The organism is Nocardia sp. NPDC004711, from assembly GCF_053601595.1.
In genome coordinates this window covers 67,592-83,488 of the sequence record NZ_JBSGCB010000017.1, presented here as the reverse complement: position 1 = coordinate 83,488, position 15,897 = coordinate 67,592, and the positions used below count along the sequence as shown (strand labels likewise).

16 protein-coding genes are annotated in these 15,897 nt (G+C 70.2%); 6 read left to right on the top strand and 10 right to left on the bottom strand.

All coding sequences use genetic code 11. The features are described from left to right. The first annotated feature begins 144 nt into the window (after positions 1-144). From ACWEKS_RS19005 to ACWEKS_RS18995, 3 genes are read left to right on the top strand one after another with little or no spacing between them, the layout of a single operon-like run. Entirely contained in the window at positions 145-498 is a 354-nt protein-coding gene (locus ACWEKS_RS19005) for a YciI family protein (RefSeq protein WP_452341301.1), read from the top strand. Beyond that, positions 495-1,727, top strand: a complete 1,233-nt coding sequence (locus ACWEKS_RS19000; protein WP_452341300.1) for an RNA polymerase sigma factor — start codon at positions 495-497, stop codon at positions 1,725-1,727. Before ACWEKS_RS19005 ends, ACWEKS_RS19000 begins: the two co-directional genes overlap by 4 nt. Before the next feature lie 42 nt (positions 1,728-1,769). Then, positions 1,770-2,885 carry an alpha/beta hydrolase family protein gene (locus tag ACWEKS_RS18995; protein ID WP_452341299.1) on the top strand — a complete coding sequence of 372 codons (1,116 nt, stop codon included), beginning with the start codon at positions 1,770-1,772 and terminating at the stop codon, positions 2,883-2,885. A 111-nt stretch (positions 2,886-2,996) separates the two neighbouring features. Here the strand turns inward: ACWEKS_RS18995 and ACWEKS_RS18990 are convergent, their stop codons facing one another. Continuing rightward, a complete protein-coding gene (locus tag ACWEKS_RS18990; RefSeq protein WP_452341298.1) occupies positions 2,997-4,445 on the bottom strand; it encodes a DHA2 family efflux MFS transporter permease subunit in 1,449 nt (482 codons plus the stop codon). A gap of 114 nt (positions 4,446-4,559) precedes the next feature. Here ACWEKS_RS18990 and ACWEKS_RS18985 point away from each other — a divergent pair, with 114 nt between their 5' ends. Further along, positions 4,560-5,219: a TetR/AcrR family transcriptional regulator gene (locus ACWEKS_RS18985; protein WP_452341297.1), complete on the top strand. Its 660-nt coding sequence runs from the start codon at positions 4,560-4,562 to the stop codon at positions 5,217-5,219. A 79-nt stretch (positions 5,220-5,298) separates the two neighbouring features. On the opposite strand, the gene ACWEKS_RS18980 is transcribed toward ACWEKS_RS18985, so the two are convergent. From ACWEKS_RS18980 to ACWEKS_RS18965, 4 genes are all read right to left on the bottom strand, one after another. Then, positions 5,299-5,670 carry a hypothetical protein gene (locus tag ACWEKS_RS18980; RefSeq protein WP_452341296.1) on the bottom strand — a complete coding sequence of 124 codons (372 nt, stop codon included), beginning with the start codon at positions 5,668-5,670 and terminating at the stop codon, positions 5,299-5,301. 95 nt (positions 5,671-5,765) lie between these two features. After that, entirely contained in the window at positions 5,766-6,233 is a 468-nt protein-coding gene (locus ACWEKS_RS18975; RefSeq protein WP_452341295.1) for a hypothetical protein, read from the bottom strand. Positions 6,234-6,315: 82 nt separating this feature from the next. Next, the gene (locus ACWEKS_RS18970; protein WP_354835563.1) at positions 6,316-6,627 is read right to left on the bottom strand and encodes a hypothetical protein; all 312 of its coding nucleotides are present in this window, start codon (positions 6,625-6,627) and stop codon (positions 6,316-6,318) included. 91 nt (positions 6,628-6,718) lie between these two features. Further along, the gene (locus tag ACWEKS_RS18965) at positions 6,719-7,360 is read right to left on the bottom strand and encodes a TetR/AcrR family transcriptional regulator (protein WP_452341294.1); all 642 of its coding nucleotides are present in this window, start codon (positions 7,358-7,360) and stop codon (positions 6,719-6,721) included. A gap of 109 nt (positions 7,361-7,469) precedes the next feature. On the opposite strand from ACWEKS_RS18965, the gene ACWEKS_RS18960 reads away from it, so the two are divergent. Continuing rightward, on the top strand, positions 7,470-8,192 hold the full coding sequence (locus tag ACWEKS_RS18960) for an SDR family NAD(P)-dependent oxidoreductase (protein ID WP_452341293.1): 723 nt from the start codon (positions 7,470-7,472) through the stop codon (positions 8,190-8,192). A gap of 145 nt (positions 8,193-8,337) precedes the next feature. Continuing rightward, positions 8,338-8,988 carry a double zinc ribbon domain-containing protein gene (locus ACWEKS_RS18955; RefSeq protein WP_452341292.1) on the top strand — a complete coding sequence of 217 codons (651 nt, stop codon included), beginning with the start codon at positions 8,338-8,340 and terminating at the stop codon, positions 8,986-8,988. A gap of 7 nt (positions 8,989-8,995) precedes the next feature. Here the strand turns inward: ACWEKS_RS18955 and ACWEKS_RS18950 are convergent, their stop codons facing one another. The 5 genes from ACWEKS_RS18950 to ACWEKS_RS18930 all read right to left on the bottom strand — a co-directional run bounded on the left by ACWEKS_RS18950 (position 8,996) and on the right by ACWEKS_RS18930 (position 15,888). Next, the gene (locus ACWEKS_RS18950; protein ID WP_452341291.1) at positions 8,996-10,318 is read right to left on the bottom strand and encodes a serine hydrolase domain-containing protein; all 1,323 of its coding nucleotides are present in this window, start codon (positions 10,316-10,318) and stop codon (positions 8,996-8,998) included. Positions 10,319-10,438: 120 nt separating this feature from the next. Then, complete coding sequence (locus ACWEKS_RS18945) at positions 10,439-11,740, bottom strand: CHAT domain-containing protein (RefSeq protein ID WP_452341290.1); 1,302 nt, start codon at positions 11,738-11,740, stop codon at positions 10,439-10,441. Further along, a complete protein-coding gene (locus ACWEKS_RS18940; protein WP_452341289.1) occupies positions 11,737-13,251 on the bottom strand; it encodes a tetratricopeptide repeat protein in 1,515 nt (504 codons plus the stop codon). Before ACWEKS_RS18940 ends, ACWEKS_RS18945 begins: the two co-directional genes overlap by 4 nt. A 1-nt stretch (position 13,252) precedes the next feature. Then, the gene (locus tag ACWEKS_RS18935) at positions 13,253-14,371 is read right to left on the bottom strand and encodes a hypothetical protein (RefSeq protein WP_452341288.1); all 1,119 of its coding nucleotides are present in this window, start codon (positions 14,369-14,371) and stop codon (positions 13,253-13,255) included. After that, the gene (locus ACWEKS_RS18930) at positions 14,368-15,888 is read right to left on the bottom strand and encodes a hypothetical protein (protein WP_452341383.1); all 1,521 of its coding nucleotides are present in this window, start codon (positions 15,886-15,888) and stop codon (positions 14,368-14,370) included. The genes ACWEKS_RS18935 and ACWEKS_RS18930 overlap by 4 nt, the downstream gene beginning before the upstream one ends. Between the last annotated feature and the right edge of the window lie 9 nt (positions 15,889-15,897).

The following is a 15,897-nucleotide window of genomic DNA, read 5'->3' as shown; positions in this document are numbered from 1 at the left end:
CCGGGAATCGACAATCTGATCGAGAATTTTTTCGCGACCGTGTCGATTTCGCCGCCATCCCGAACGACGGGTTGAGCGACAACGACGTCAGCAGTGACACGGCAACGGAGCCGTGCGATCCACCCCAGCGAAGGGAGCAGTGCCATGCCCGAGTACCTGCTGCTGATCCACCAGGACGAACGAACCTGGCTGGCCACGGATCAGGCCGTTCGCCAGCGCACCCTGAACGAGCATCTCGAGTTCATGGCCGCGCACGCCGACCGGCTGCGCGGCGGTAACCGCCTGCGCCCCACCTCGACCGCGACCACGGTCCGGCACGACGAGCACGGCCGCACGGTCATCACCGACGGCGTGTTCGCCGAGACCAAAGAGGTTCTGGGCGGCTACTACCTGGTCGAGGCGGCCGATCTGGACGAGGCCATCCGGATCGCCGTGGACGTGCCGTCACCGTTCGGTTGTGTCGAGGTCCGGCCGATCCACCCGCACGACGAGCCGTGACCACGCCGGAGGTGGCCGCCGCGGTCGCCGACGCGCACCGGCGCGAGTGGGGCTTCGTGCTGGCGGCGACCGTGCGGGTGACCCGCGATATCGATCTCGCAGAAGAGGCCGTACAGGAGGCGTTCACACAGGCTCTGCAGGCCTGGCCGGAGTCGGGGATCCCGGATCGCCCCGGCGCCTGGCTGACCACGGTGGCCAGGCGGCGCGCCCTGGACGCCCTGCGCCGCGACATCGCGTTCGAGCGCTCGATTCCGCTGCTGGTGGAGGATCCGGCACCCGACCCGGCCGCCCCGGACTCGGTGGCCGACGATCGGCTGCGGCTCATCTTCATCTGCTGCCACCCGGCCCTGTCGATGGAGGCGCGGGTGGCGCTGACCCTGCGCCTGCTGTGTGGTCTGTCCACGCCGGAGATCGCGCGCGCCTTCCTGGTCGCGGAACCGACCATGGCGGCGCGGATCACGAGGGCCAAGAAGAAGATCGCCGAGGCGCACATCCCCTACCGCCTCCCGTCCGACGAGGAACTGCCCGACCGCGTCGACGCGGTGCTGACCGTGCTGCACCTGCTGTTCACCACCGGCCACACCGCCCCGGCCGGCGCCGAACTGGTCCGTCCCGAGCTGGTGGAACGCGCCCTCGACCTGGCCCGCATGCTGCGCCTGCTGCTGCCCAACGACCCGGATGTGGCGGGCCTGTACGCGCTGCTGCTGCTCACCGACGCCCGCCGCGGCACCCGCACCGACGAGACCGGACGCTTCCTGCCGCTGGCCGAGCAGGACCGCGCGCACTGGGATCGCCGGGCCATCTCCGAGGGAATAGCCTTGGTACGCAGATCATTACGCGGCCGCGCGCCGGGCCGCTTCCCGCTCATGGCGGCCATTGCCGCCGTCCACGCCGAGGCCCCCGCCTTCGACGCCACCGACTGGCACGAGATCGCCGGTCTCTACGACCATCTCATCGCCGTCTGGCCCTCCCCCGTCGTCGCCCTCAATCGCGCCGTCGCCCTCGGCCACGCCCACGGCCCGCAGCGCGGCCTGGACGAACTCGACCGCCTGGCCACCGAACCCCAGCTCACCGCCTACCACTACCTCCCCGCCGCCCGCGCCGAATTCCTCACCCGCCTGGGCAGATTCGACGAGGCCCGCCTCGCCTACCAGGAAGCCCTGCTCCTCGCCGAGAACAAGATCGAAGCAGACTTCCTCACCTCCCGCCTGCACGACCTCGACCGGTGAATGGGATTGCCGCATCGCGCACCGGCGGTTAGATTGCCGCTCATGGGGATCCGCGGGGCAGTGGCACTGGGGGCGATGGCGCTGGTACTGGGGACCGGCGGCATGGCCGCGGCGGAGCCCACGGTCGAACGCGAGTCCTTCGCCTTCCAGTTCGGAGATTTCACCGGCTCGGGTGAGCTCGACTTTCCTGCGGGGGCGCACAATGCGCCTGTGGTGGTGCTGATTCCGGGGTCGGGCCCCGAGGATCTCAACGCCGACCAACCGTCCGGCTCCCATATCTTTCTCGATATCGCGGACGACCTGACCAGCCGCGGCTACGCCGTCATGCGGTACAACAAGCGCTATGTGCGCGGCCCCGGCGATGTCGACAATGCCGACTACTGGACCAAACTCGACCTGAACGACATGCGGGACGACGCCGATCAGGTCCTGCGCGCCGCCGAGCAGGATTCACATGTCGACCCGCACCGTGTCTTCGTCTACGGCTGGAGCGAGGGCAGCACCGTCGCGGCCGCCCTGGCGACGACCCATCCGGAATTGGCCGGAACCATCTTCCAGGGCCCGGTGGCACTGCCCTGGCGCGTGACCTTCGGTTATCAGGGCGAGCAGGTCTACGCGCCCTACCTCTCGCGGTTCGCGTCGAACGGCCTGCTCGGACCGGACGAGCTCGACCGCGCCTTCCACGGCGACGGCGGCCTCATGGCCAAGCTCGCGCTCCGCTTCGCCTGCGTGAACGCCGATGCCGGAGACTTCACCGTCCGCCCGACCTGGGATCTCAACCGAGACGGCAAGCTCGACGTTGACCTCGAGTTTCGCCCCGTCTACCAGTTCTATCTGGAGTCCGCGATGCGCCCCGGCGGCATCTACGACATCTACGACCCGGCCCGCGCCCTCCCCAGCCTCATCGAACAGGCCCCGAAACTGACTGCGCCCGTGCTCATCCTGCAGGGTGTGGACGACGCCAACGTCCCTCCCGCGGGTTCGTCCAGCCTCGACGCCGCCCTGGCCGCCGCCGGCAACCGCGACCACACCCTCCATCTCTTCCCCGGCCTCGGCCACTCCCTCGGCCCCACCACCGACGTCCTGCACGACAACTTCCAGCCCATCGACCAGTCGGCCCTGGACACCTTGGCGCACTGGCTGGACAACCACCGGTGACCATCCCGCACGTCTACCGAACCAGCTGTGCCGAAACGGTTTTCCCGCCATACTCTCCGCCCCACCGGATTTCGCCGACCGCCACCGCCACGGCCGGGACCGCATCGCCGATCAACTCGCCACGGCGCTGACCGCCGGGCGCTTACGCGATCGACGCTCCAGCACCGCCAACAGCCCGGTCGGCAGGAGGGCGAGGGCGGAGCCCGCGAAAACCCAGGCGAAGGTCATCGCGAAGGCGTCCCCTCGGCCTGGCCGGCCGATCCCGCCAGGCAGGTGCCGTTGCAGGATCACTACGAAGGCGGCGGTGCCGATCGAGCCGCCGATACGCTGCATGACGGTGAGTTGTGGTGTGGCGTCGATGATCTGGGACGGAGTGAGCTCCCGCATGGCCGCCGTCATGGCGGGCATGGCGGCCAGTCCGATACCCAGGCCGCGCACGATCATGGCGAGGCAGAGCAGCCAGTAGGGGGTGTCGTCGGCGAGCAGCATGAACGGAACGGTGGCGACGCAGCAGACGAGGGCACCCAGCAGGCAGGTGAGGGCGCCGATGCGCTCATAGAGGCGCGCGGACAGGCCCATGGCAATGGCCGCGCCGACACCCTGCGGTGCCATCAGCAGGCCGGTATGCGCGGCGTCCTGATGGCGTATCAGCTGAAAGTACAAGGGCAGCAGCACCATTGCCCCGAACGTCACCGCGCCGATCACGAGGGTCGAGGCCGTCCCAGCGGCGAAGTAGCGGTCCCGCCACAGGCGCAGGTCCAGGATCGGATTCCGGACCCGCAGCGAATGCGCGACGAATACCGCGACCAGAATCACACCGCCGCACAGTGTTACGAGCATCTTCGGGTCGGTCAATCCACGTGACGCCGCCGCAGACAGTCCGTAGGTGATTCCGACCATGCCCGCCGAGACCAGGATCAGACCGAGCGCATCAAGCGCCTCGGCGGATTCGGCGCGCTCATCCCGCGGCAGCAGCCGCGCGGCCAGCACCAGCCCGATCGCGCCGACCGGCGCGTTGATCAGGAAAATCCATTGCCAGCCCGCGTATTCCAGCAGCAGCCCGCCGATCGTCGGTCCGATCACCGGGGTCAGCACCATCGGAATGCCCGCCGCCGCCATGGCTTTCGCCATCCCGTCCCGCCCTGCCGCGGTGACCAGGATCATCTGCCCGACCGGGATCATGATCCCGGCCCCCAGCCCCTGGGCCACCCGGGCCGCGATCAGCGTGCCGACGCTCCCCGCGGCGGCACAGGCCACCGAGGCGAGCGTGAACAGCAGCAACGCACCGAGATAGAGCCGTTTACGTCCGACGCGCCGTGCGGCCCAGCCGGTCACGGGTAGCACGGCCGCCTGCACCAGCAGGTAGACGGTGACGACCCACTGAATCGCGTCGAGCGTGCCGCCCAGATCGGCGGCCAGCGATTTCAGGGACACATTGACGACGGTCGCGTCGAGGAAGGCGAGTATCGCGCCGACCAGCACGACCGCGATGGCCCGGCGCGCCTGCGGAGTGAGCGCGGCCCGATCCTCGGCCGCGCCCGGCATGTTCGAGATAGTCACACGTCGAAGTGTCATCCGTTCGGATAAAAGTGTCAACCAAATGGATGACATATGGAGGTATGACACAGTCGGCTCGGTGGATGACACAGTCATCCGCCGCATTACGATGGTCGGATGGCAACCGCGCCCGACCCCGACACGGACCCCGGCCCGCCTGCCGCGGGCCGCCGGCCCCGGCGCGCGCCCAGCGCCGCCGATCGCCGGCGCGACGCCGAGCGCTCTCGCCAGGCCCTGCTGGACGCGGCCCTGGACGAGTTCGCCGCCAAGGGTTTCGACGGTGCCAGGGTGCAAGAGATCGCCGATCGTGCCGGGGTCAACAAGCAGCTGATCGCCTACTACTTCGGCGGCAAAGAGGGCCTGTACCAAGAGATTCAGCGTGGCTGGCCCGCGGCGGAAGCCGAGCGTGCGGATCCGGAACTGCCGCTCGACGAGGTCGCAGCCCGGTATCTGTCCGCGGTGCTCGCCGATCCACGCCCGGCCCGCCTGCTGGTGTGGCGGGGACTCACCGGAAGTGGTTCTGCCACCGACTATTTGGACGGGTCGGCCACTGTCGACGCCGATCTGGAGAACCTGACCCGAGCCCAGGAACGCGGGGAGATCTCCCCCGGGATCGACCCCGCCTTCATCAGAATGGCCATGATGGGCATCATCCTGGCACCCGTCATGCTTCCCGAGACTGCCCTGCAGGCGACTGGAAAGCAGCCCGGCTCACCGGAATTCGAAGAGTATTACAGCGCGCAGCTGCGCAGATTGATCCAGCTACTCGGCCGGTGAGATTTCGGAATTCACTGCGAGAGCGGCGGTTCGGAGCGATCCCGCCCAGGGCGAGTCAGGATTTTCGACTGCGGGGGGATTATCTGCAGACGGTGGAATAGGGGGTGCACACCGTCCAGCCGGTGCCATCGGGGCGGGGGACGGGCATCCAGGTGTGGTCCGAACCGCCGGTGCTGAGCCGGTTGGTGGTAGCCGGGTCGGGGGCGACGGGTTGTGGGGCGGGGTCGACGTATTCGTACTGGTAGGAGTAGCCGTAGGGGTCGGTCGAGTAGGTGATGACGGTGTGGTGGGATGTGCCGGGGGCGGTGGATCCGGCCCCGGAGCCGCCCGAGATCGTCGAGCCCGGCGGTTCGGCCGCGGCGATGCCGGCGGCGGTGGCGAACAGGGCTCCGGCCGCGACCAGGCAGGTCAGCGGTTTCCGGACGGCGATCAGGGCGTTGCTGGTGTGCATTGAATGAACCTCCTCGTTCGCCCTAGATACGACGCCGGGTTACGTGGTGGTTCGGCAGTTGATCGAACAGTGAAGGCCGACAGTGGATTACGAGATCAGAAGCCGGGTCCGGGCGGCGGCGCCAAGCGGCGCTCGCGGGGGATCAGCAGGAGCAGTAGCGACAGCACCAGCCCGCCGCCGACCAGGTACAACCCCCAGGTCCCGCTGAGCAGATGCCGATAGTCGGTGCGCAACTCGTGATCGAAGCGCTGGTCGAGCCGCCAGGTCAGCACGCCGAGCCCGGCCAGGCCGACGAGGACGCCGATCCAGCCCAGGATCCGCGATCCGACCAGCGCGGCCACCAGCACCACGGCCGCCACCCCCAGCAGCCCGATGGCCAGGGAGGTCGTGAAGGACCCTGAATGCCCGCCGATCTGGTCCAGTGATCGGCCCGAGGCGAATCCGCTCCGCAGGTCGGAGAACTGGACATTCCGCGCGTCGACCGTGCCGACCAGCGGACCGAAAACCCCGACCGCCACCGCGATGGCGGCGGCGAACAGCAGCAGATGAACGAAAGTGCGCATACTCCACGGTATTGCGCTTCCGGTCCCCCGGCACGTACTCGAACCTTACGGTCCGAAACACGCCGGAGGACCGGCGGATGAATCAGGCGCGACGGTCCACCGCGGCCCACGCGGCCACCGCGACCACACCGGACACCACCGCGACCGACGGCCAGGCGCCGATCTTCTTGGCGAGCGGGTGCGAGGCGCCCATCGCGCCGACGGCGAGCCCGGTCAACGCGGCCGCACCACCGGTGCCGACCGTCTTGCGCCAGCGCGGGAAGGCGGCCGCCGTGCCCGCCGCGAACACCGCGCCACCGAGCTGACGCTTCTTGGTGGCCTGAGCGAGGGCGAAGCCACCGGTGAGCCCTCCGGCCACCAGCAGCGAGGTCGGTACCGCGGGAATCCCTGCCATTGTCACTACCTCCAACACACAAGCGAACGAATTATCCCCTCGACGGTAACCGGAGCCGATTCCGCCGTTTCCCGGGGCGGCGAACCGCCGATCAGTCGCGGTCCGGATCGGCCAGCAGCGAGCGGTTCAGCTGCTGCTCGCTGATCGGCGGAACCGGCAGCGGGTGAGCGGCTTCCGCGCGCAGCCCATCGAGCATGAGCGCCAGATTGCGCCGCCAGGCCTCGGGTGCGATGCCCGCGGTCTGCTCCACCACCCGGGTGTGCGACCAGGTGATGAACGCGATGTCCTCGAGCGCCCAGTCCGCCCGCAGCACCCCGGCATCCTGTGCGCGCGTGATGATTTCGCGCATGATCGCATGCCCGCGATCGCGTTGCGCGGCGATCTCCGGGCTGGGCGCGGCCCGCAGCGCCAGCTCGTTGAGCAGCCGGTCGTAAGCCTGTAGCTCACAGATCTTTTCGACGAGATAGACGAACGACCCCCACGGATCATCAAGTGCCAGCGCCTCTTCCGCAATGCGACCGCCCGCCTCGATGCGATCCTCCACGGCCGCCGCGATCAGATCGTCCCGGGTCGGGAAGCGGTTGTACAGCGTGCCGATGGCCACGCCCGCGCGGGCGGCGATCTCCTTGAGCGGCGCGTCGAGCCCGCGTTCGGCGAAGACCTCGCGCGCCGCGGTCACCAGCGCGTCGCGATTGCGGCGGGCGTCGAGGCGGAGGGGTTTCTGCGCGGGCATTCGCCGATCCTACAAATCGGGCCGCGGATTTAAGTTGAGCATAGGTTCAAGTTCATGCTAGCGTCGGTCACATAACTTGAACCATGGCTCAACTTAGTGAGGAACGAGCATGAGCAAGACCATCGCGATCTTCGGATTCGGCCCGGGCCTGGGCATGGGCGTCGCCCGGCGCTTCGGCCGGGAGGGCTTCCGGGTGGCCGTCATCGGCCGCAAACCCGGCAAGGCCGAGCAGCACGTCGTCGATCTGAAGGCCGAAGGCATCGAGGCCGCCGCCTTCCCGGCCGATGTGACGGACGCGGCGCAGCTCACCGATACCGTCGCGACCATCCGAAAGACCTTCGGCGACATCGATGTCGCCCTGCACGGCGCGGCCGGCGAGATGACCGATCGCATTTCCGCCACACTCGCCCTGGACCTTCCGGACCTGCGCGTCCCGATGGCGCTGAAACTCCACTCCCCCGTGCTCATGACCCGGGCCCTGGCGCCCGCCATGATCGAGCGCGGAGAGGGGGCACTGCTGTACTCCTCCGGGTCGTCCGCCCACACAGTGCTGCCGTACCTGGCCAATATCGGTGTCGCCCTGGCCGCCCAGCGCGGCTACCTGCTGCAGCTCGCCGAGGAGTTGCGCGGTACCGGCGTGTACGTCGGCCTGCTGAATATCGGCGTACTGATCGGCGACAGCCGGGCCGAGCAGATGGTCGACGAGCATCCCGAGCTGGTTCCGCCGGGCGTGAGCATCCCGCGCATGACCAATAACGAACTGGGTGATCGGTACTGGGACATGTACACCCGGCGCGACCGCACCGAGGTGGAGGTCGGCTTCACCGACTGACCCGCATCCCCGGCCGCGGGGGATTCGTGGGATGTGTTGCGGGCGAAGCGAGTCATACGATAAGAACCTGACGAAACACGGTCCGGGGGGCTCCGGGCGCGTCCGTTCACAGAGTTCCGCTCAGCCGCAAAGGAATAACTCGACCATGACCGGTCCGGTCGTCTTCACCAGCTACTACCACGACGAATCCAATGACGACGGATTCCAGTGGGAGTTCCGCTGTGATCGCTGCAGCACCGCCTACAAGTCGCCGTTCGAACAGAACTACTTCTCCCGCGGCCGGGGTGCGCTGCGTGTGCTGCGCGACCTCTTCGGCGATCAGGTGCGTGCCATCGACAAGATCTCCAATGCCGCGGAGAGCTACTCGAACCACTGGGGCGGCTCCTCCTCCAGCACCAAGGACAAGGCGTTCGCGCGCGCGGTCGAGCAGGTGCGCAACGACTTCCGGCTGTGCGGCGGCTGCGGCCGCTGGGTCTGCCACCGGGTGTGCTGGAACGAGCAGGTCGGTCAGTGCACCAACTGCTCGCCGCAGGTGGCGCACCAGATCGCCCAGGCACAGGCCGAGGCCCGCGGCTCGCAGATCCGCGAAGCCGCCTATCAGCAGGACTGGGTGTCCCAGCACGATGTGGCCACCCCGGCCCGGGTGTCCTGCCCGACCTGCGGCGCGCACACCACCGGCGGCAAGTTCTGCTCCACCTGCGGCACCGCCCTGTCCCTGCAATCGAATTGCCGCGGTTGCGGCCATCAGGTGCAGGTCGGGGCGGCCTTCTGCGCCAACTGCGGTCAGCCGCAGTAGCGTCCGGTCAGCGGATGCCGGGGGTCGCCGGGTCGGTCCCCACACAGCCGAGGATGAAGCAGCCCGGCGGCCAGTCGCCGAACGGCGGATACAGCGGCTTCCCGAGGCATTCCAGAATGCCGCAGCCCGGGTAGGCCATCGGGCCCAGGCCCAGAGCGGACAGCGTGGCGTCCGGGTTCATGAACATCGGGTCGGTGAGGCTGGTGTCCGGCCGTGGTACGTACGGACCCGGGTCGGGCAGGCTCGGGGTCCGGAACGCGGTGGTGAGCCCACGCAGCACGTCGTGCGGAAAGCTCACCGCGCCACCGGGAACCGTGACACCGGTCCAGCTGACCAGCAGGCCCAGGCTGGGGACGATGAAGTTGTCCTGGCGCATCATCCCGGCCATCTGGATGGCGTCCTTGGGCAGTCCCGGGAACAGGTCCTCGCAATCCGGTCCGTTGACGGTGATCAGGAAGCCGTAGCAGGGATTGACATCGTTCGGCGTCGTGGCCTCGGCCAGGTAGCCGGTGGAGATCAGCTGCCGGCCGTGCCAATTGCCGCGATTCACCAGTAGCAGGCCGAGTTTGGCGTAGTCGTCGGGCGGCAGCACCAGGTGGGCGTGCCCGTAGGTGTTGCCGCTGCGGTCCCGCGCCCAGAGATAGTCGGACTTCTCGATGCCCAAGGGGTCGAACAGGTTCCGCTGCGCGTACGTCTGGAAGTCCTCGCCGACGGCCTGCTGGATGACGTAGACCAGCAGGTCCACGGCCCGCTGACTGTACTGCCAGGTCTCGCCCTGCGGATGCTCGATGGGCATGGCCAGCGCCTGCGCCACCACGTTCGGGTCGAGCCGGGCCAGCCCGGTGACGCCCTCGGAGGCGATGGCGACCTCCATGCCGGAGGTCTCGGTCAGCAGGCTGCGCACGGTGATCGCGCGATGTTCGGCGTCGCCGAGCCCGGCGGGCAGGTAGACGTCGATCGGATCGTCCACGCGCAGTTCGTGTGCGTCCACGGCGATCCCGGCGACCATGGACACCACGCTCTTGGTGCCGCTCCACAGATTCCAGGCGACGCCGCCCGCGCGTTGATTGGTGGGCCCACCGCCGATCAGGCAGTTGTTGCGGAACACCTGGACGGTGAATCGGGTCGGGTCGGAGGCCAAGTCCACCGCCTGCCGCAGCGCGGCCGAATCCAGTCCCACCTCTTCGGGTTTCGCGGTCTCGGGCTGCCGGCCCGCGCTGACCTCGCAGTGGCGCAGGCCATCCGGCTCGGCGCGGCCGATCGGCCCCGCGATCAATGCCAGGGCGGCCGCCAGCGCCGCCACCACGATGCCTGTCACGATTCGCGCCATTCGCGCCCTCCGCTCCCGATCTTTCGTGAGGCTTCATCGGAAAGCTGGTGGGGCCGTTATCCTTCCGTGACCCGTGACTTCCTGGGGCGATAGTTCTGGGGGCTCAGCCGTTCCGGCGACTCAGCGGCGGGCGTCGACCGTGGCGAAGGCGGCCCAGATCAGCGGGGAGTGCTGAATCTCGCCGGTGCTGCGCCAGGCGGCCAGATGCGCGCGCTGCCACGCGTTGAGAGCGGCGACCGGATCGGGCGATTCGTGGGCGGCGTCGATGGCGCACACCGCTTCCTGGAAGGGGTGCGTGGTGGTGGGCGTGCCCGCGAAGCGATGGAAGGCCAGATCGGTGGGCAGTGGCCAGCGTCCGGCCGTCACCACTTCCGCGCCTCCGGTGAGCATGGCCGCGACCAGGCCGAGGGGCTCGGCGAAACGGAGGTCGCCGCCGCTCTCACAGGCGATCAGGGCGACCCGGCTCGGGATCGGCCAGATTTCGGGCCCGGTGCGCGGAACCGCCTCTCCGTGCCCGTTGCCCGAATAGTCATGGCCCGCACCGTCCGTGAGCGCGTGTGTGCCGAGCAACAGGTCGCGGGCCGAGAGCGGGCGATGGTCACGGTAGGCCGGTGCGCAGCCCGGACTGGCGGCGGTGCAGGACAGGTGCAGGGTGGCCGATTCGCTGCGGCCGGATTCGGGGGCCGCGGCGGTGACGTGACCGACGTACAGCAGGCGGGCCGCGCCCGCGTGCAGGGTGCGGCTCAGCCAGGCCCGGTCCAGATCGGTCCGGCGGAACGCCGCGAGGGGATCGCCGACGGCCGGGCTCAGCCGATCGGCCGCGGCGTGCGTGGCGACCAGGGCGGCGAGTGGCGCGTCCGCAGCCATCCGGCCGAGTACCGATCCCAGTGCGGAGTCGGCGCGGAAGCCGGGCACCCGCGGATCCAGGATGGCGACCACCGGCAGCGTCCGGGTGTCCGCCCACGACCGTGTCGCCCGGGCGGGCGCGTGCACGATGCCGGTGGGCGCGAGCACGCTCACGTCGGCGATCTCCACCAGCCGCACCTCCGGATCGGGGGCGATGAGCTCCCACGGCACCTGCGCGGTGCGCGGCGACGGCTGGATGCGGATGCGCGGCCGGATGCCCTGCGAATAGAGCTCGTGCAGCCGCACCGCCAGGTTGTAGGGCAGGAAGGTCGACGAGAGGTATTGGGCCAGCGTGTTTTCCGCCGGATAGGAGGCCAGTTCACCGGTGGTGAGCGCGGATTCGAGACCACCGGCCACGCCGGGCGCGGGCAGGGCCGCCGCGAACCGGGCCACGGCTCCCGCGACCTGGTCCTCCGGCACCACGCCGACGCCGCCGGGCGCGCTCTCGTCGGTCCAGCGCCAGGTCAGGTAGAGGTCGCCCGCATCGGCCATGCGGACGCAGACGGTCGGTGTCATACGGGTATCACCCGTTCGGCGCGGACGCGACGGCCGTAGCGTTGCTCGGCGGCATCCAGCCAGGCGGACAGGGCGATATGGCCGTCCGGCGGCACGGAGACCCGTGGCGGCGGGCTGACGGGCAGGCCCGCGCCGGCCGCCACCACCGCGAGCGCGGTGCCGAGTTGCAGCGCGTCCTGAACGGCGGCCGACTCGGACGGCGGTTCGAACGGCTGGAACAGATCGAGCGGCGCGGGTGGTTCCGCTGACAGCCTGTCGATATCCACAATTGTTCCCGCACATTGATTTTCGATGAGATCGGCGACCAGCCGGGCATCACCGGCCAGATACGAGTACCGGAAGGCCAGGCGCAACGCGGGATTCACGATGCGACGGTTCCAGGTGTCGCGCTGGGCGCCGTCGGGTAGCTCGTAGCGGACGGCATCCAGGGCCAGCGCCGCCGGCACCGCGAGATCCACTGCCCGCGCGAGCAATCCGGGCACCCGGGCGACGAGCGGCTCCAGCAGCCCCGCGTGCCAGTAGTCGAGCTGCGCGCAGTGCAGGCCCAGGCCGCGCACCGCGTAGATGGCGCGGGCGGCGGCCAGTTCGGATTCGCCCTCCTCGAACCGCCCGGCCGCGAATGCGGTGGTGGCCGAGCGGAGCCGCACATCCGCGGTGTCGATGACCGCCCCGGATTCCTCGAATCGGCGCAGAGCCTCGCGATACCGGGCTTGCGCCACCTCCGGCCGACCCCGGTGCTCGGCGATGAATCCCATGACCTTCAGCCCGATTCCGGCGCGATGCGCCGCGCCGGCCGCCTCGAAGTGCTCCTGGGCGGCGGCGAGCAGCGGTTCGGCCTCATCGAAAGATCCGGTACGCGTGTACATCAGCGCCAGGTTCTGCCGGGTCTCGGCCACCCCCGCGCTGTCGTTCACCGCCTCGAAGGCCGCCAGGGCCTGACCGGCGAAATCCTGTGCCAGCTCCCAGCGCCCGGTCTCGAAGTGGGCGGCGGCCAGATTCATGAGCGGGTGCCCGACCCGCTCGGGATCGAAACGCCGTGCCGCGTCCAGGGATTCGACCGCCAGATCGAGGGCCCGCCACCAGTGCTGCCGATGCAACGCCACCGCCGTGGACGACACCAGGCACGCCAGGCGCAGGTCCCCCGGCGCATCCGCGCGATCCAGGGCCGACCGAGCCCGCTCGAGCGCCTCCTGCGCCCCATCCAGATCCCCGAGGTTCTGCATGGCCTGCGACAACCCGATCAGCGCACCCGGATACATCCGCCGCGCGTCCGAAGACATCTCCCCCAACGCTTCCCGAAACCGCTCCACCGCCGCCGCGTGCTCCCCCAGCTGATCGGTCACCACCGCCACGTCCACCAGCGCGCACAGCCGCAGATCCCCGGTTTCGGTCTCCGCGGCCTGCTCGAAAACCCGCAGCGCCTCCCACAACTCGCCCCGCGCGACCGCCTCCGCCCCGGCCCGCAGCAATGGACTCTCCGCGGTGTCGCCCACCGACTCCACATGCGACATGTCAGTAGTCCGAATCCGCCTCTGCGGCCGCGATTTCGGCGAGCAACGGGGCGAGCGGGCCGGAGTCGTCGACGGCCGGGCCGGCCGCTGTGCGGAGCCGGGCGGTCGCGAAGTCGCGGATCTGCCGGCGCAGGGCGGCCGCGGTGTCGGTGGCCGGGCCATCGGCCGAGGCCGGGCCGGCCTCCGGATCCGGCCCGAAACCGGGGACGTGGATGGCGACCCGGACGGCGGAAGCCGGTGCGGTCAGCACGGATTCGCCGATCCAGGTGTCGTCGGCGGCCCGCAGCTCGGTGTCGAGCTCGCCGCGGCCGGTATCGATGCGGGCCCAGGGCCGCAGGTGGGCCGGAACCGCATCGGGCAGGCCCGGATGCGCCGCCACCGCGATGGCCACGCTGGTCGCTCCGGCGTCGCGGACGAGTTCCCAGGACACCGCGGATTCGGAGGCGTCGACCAGCCCGGGCGGGCAGCGACGCCAGTCCCACCCGCCGCTACCGCGGGCCAGCACCAGGGGGCCGCCGGGCCTGGCCTCGTCACCGGCGGCAAGGGCGTAATCCGAAGCGCGCAAGGATGTTTCGAGATAGGCGGGAGCGGGCGGGGCGAGCGCGTCCACGCCGTCCACCAGGAGTTCGCACTCCTCGGTCAGCAGGGCGATATCGCGGTCCAGCAGTGCCGGGTCGAGGTCGGCGATGCCGTCCAGGGTGGACGCCGGCCACCACCGGGATGCCCAGTGCGCGTATGCGAGTCGGCGGGCGCTGACGGCCTGGGACCGGAGCGCGGGAGCGGCGGGCACCTCGACCGGGCGCGCGTCCGTGGCGACCGCCGGTACCGGCTGCTCGTCCGCTATCGCTACCGGCCCGCCCGGCCGGACGGAGTCGAGGGCCAGGGCGGCGGATTCGCCGTAGAGCGCCCACACCCATTCCTGCGCGGCATCCACATCGTCGATCAGCGCCGCCGGAAGTTCTTGTCCGGCAAGCACACTCCAGATGAGGTGGCCGCCGACGACCTCGAGCACCATGGAGTCGGGCCCCGGGGCGGCGTGCAGGGCGGCCGGGTCGCCGACCGGGACTATGCCGCGCAACCCGTCGGGGTAGCGGTGGATCGTGACCGCCGAGTTCGTCATCCCACCCTCGATTCCCGATCGCCGGGCTCGGCCGCCGCGCCGGCGGCCAGGGCCCGTTTCACCCGCATCCGGTGGTCCAGGATCACCGACCGGGCTACGCCGTCCAGTAGATCCCAGAGCTCGTCCACGGCGTACACGGGGAACTCACGGACGTCCCGCCCGTGCAGTCGCGCCCATAGTCTGCGCAGGTAGGGGCGCCACGGCACGCGCAGATCCGCCGCTATCGCCCCCAGTGGACCGTCGACCGCGTCCACCCGCACCGCCATGCGCCGGGCCTGCAGCACATAGGCCTCGCGCTGCCATCGCCCATTGATCAACCGCGCCGCCGCACCACCGCTCGCCGGCGCGCCCGGCCGGGTCGGACCGGCTGCGGCACTGGTCAATCCGGCGACGGCGCCCGTCACCCCGGCCGCGGTACCCGCCAGCCCGGTCGAGCCGGCGAGCAGCCCGGCGGCCGTGCCGGTCAGGCCGACGGCCGCGCCCAGCAGACCGGTGGCCGCGCCGGCCAGGGTGACAGTGGATCTGGGAGCGGGGGCGGCGTCGCCGTCCGGGGCGTAGCCGATGGGAAGCGGTGCGCCGAGGGGGCGGAGGTCGACCGCCAGGGTGGCGCCGGCGGCAGCGGCCACCCGGAGGGATTCGTCCAGCAGGGCCCAGGGGGCACAGGCGCGGGCGATCTCGGCGGCGACCAGTTCGGGGATCGCAGGCAGGTCGGACCGTTCGCTGGAGGCTTGCAGAACGGTGAAGACGCGCTCGTGGATGGTGCGGTCCAGGGGCAGGCCGAGGGTGGCGGTGGAGGCCGAGAAACCGACCTGGGGCGGGAGCGGAAGGGGGTACAGCGTGAGTCCGAATTCCTGTGCGGTGCATCCTATTTCATTGAGCCACAGCCGGATTCCGGTGTGGGTGCCGACGTAGGCGTCGATGGCGGCGTCGAGATCGGCGGGGTCACCGGCGCTGTCGAATCTGGTTGCGGCGCAGTCCTCCAGGAGTCCGGCCAGCAGCTCGGAGTGGTCGGGCACCTCGGTCAGCGGGCGCCGCCGCCAGGCGGTCTGGATCAGTTCGGTCAGCTCGCCGACCCGGGCCGGTTCGGACAGGTATTCCTTGAGCGCCTGGGTGGTGCGGCCGGCGGCGAGCCCGTGGATCTCGCGCAGCGCGGCTTCCGCCGCGGGGCGGTCGCCGACCGGGTCCGGCGGGCCTGAGACGGTGGCGAGTTCGAAGCAGCGCTGGAAGTACAGGTCCTGGGCATTGCCCTCGGTGATCCGCAGCGCCCGGCGCGTCTGCTTGAGCAGGGTGAACCAGGCCGCGGTGGCGCGCAGGACATCGGCGGCGGCGTGAATCCGGGTGGCCAGCAACACCGCTCCGTCGGCGGAGAGCATCGAGCCCGCGCACTGCGGGTGCTGAACCGGGCGGATGACCAGCGGATCCAGGATCAGCTTGACGGTCCGCCGCAGGGGTCCGCCGTGCGGCCCGCTCAAGGGTTCGACCCCGTCGAGGCGGCGCCACACCTCATCCAGCACCATGGCCCGCGG

What these genes read in the sequence shown, in the direction of transcription:
- ACWEKS_RS18975 (WP_452341295.1), bottom strand. Translation starts at nt 6,233, where the DNA reads ATGCGCACTTTCGTTCATCTGCTGCTGTTCGCCGCCGCCATCGCGGTG.
- ACWEKS_RS18960 (WP_452341293.1), top strand. Translation starts at nt 7,470, where the DNA reads ATGAGCAAGACCATCGCGATCTTCGGATTCGGCCCGGGCCTGGGCATG.
- ACWEKS_RS18955 (WP_452341292.1), top strand. Translation starts at nt 8,338, where the DNA reads ATGACCGGTCCGGTCGTCTTCACCAGCTACTACCACGACGAATCCAAT.
- ACWEKS_RS18930 (WP_452341383.1), bottom strand. Translation starts at nt 15,888, where the DNA reads ATGGTGCTGGATGAGGTGTGGCGCCGCCTCGACGGGGTCGAACCCTTG.
- ACWEKS_RS19005 (WP_452341301.1), top strand. Translation starts at nt 145, where the DNA reads ATGCCCGAGTACCTGCTGCTGATCCACCAGGACGAACGAACCTGGCTG.
- ACWEKS_RS18970 (WP_354835563.1), bottom strand. Translation starts at nt 6,627, where the DNA reads ATGGCAGGGATTCCCGCGGTACCGACCTCGCTGCTGGTGGCCGGAGGG.
- ACWEKS_RS18940 (WP_452341289.1), bottom strand. Translation starts at nt 13,251, where the DNA reads ATGTCGCATGTGGAGTCGGTGGGCGACACCGCGGAGAGTCCATTGCTG.
- ACWEKS_RS18950 (WP_452341291.1), bottom strand. Translation starts at nt 10,318, where the DNA reads ATGGCGCGAATCGTGACAGGCATCGTGGTGGCGGCGCTGGCGGCCGCC.
- ACWEKS_RS18945 (WP_452341290.1), bottom strand. Translation starts at nt 11,740, where the DNA reads ATGACACCGACCGTCTGCGTCCGCATGGCCGATGCGGGCGACCTCTAC.
- ACWEKS_RS18995 (WP_452341299.1), top strand. Translation starts at nt 1,770, where the DNA reads ATGGGGATCCGCGGGGCAGTGGCACTGGGGGCGATGGCGCTGGTACTG.
- ACWEKS_RS18985 (WP_452341297.1), top strand. Translation starts at nt 4,560, where the DNA reads ATGGCAACCGCGCCCGACCCCGACACGGACCCCGGCCCGCCTGCCGCG.
- ACWEKS_RS18980 (WP_452341296.1), bottom strand. Translation starts at nt 5,670, where the DNA reads ATGCACACCAGCAACGCCCTGATCGCCGTCCGGAAACCGCTGACCTGC.
- ACWEKS_RS18965 (WP_452341294.1), bottom strand. Translation starts at nt 7,360, where the DNA reads ATGCCCGCGCAGAAACCCCTCCGCCTCGACGCCCGCCGCAATCGCGAC.
- ACWEKS_RS18935 (WP_452341288.1), bottom strand. Translation starts at nt 14,371, where the DNA reads ATGACGAACTCGGCGGTCACGATCCACCGCTACCCCGACGGGTTGCGC.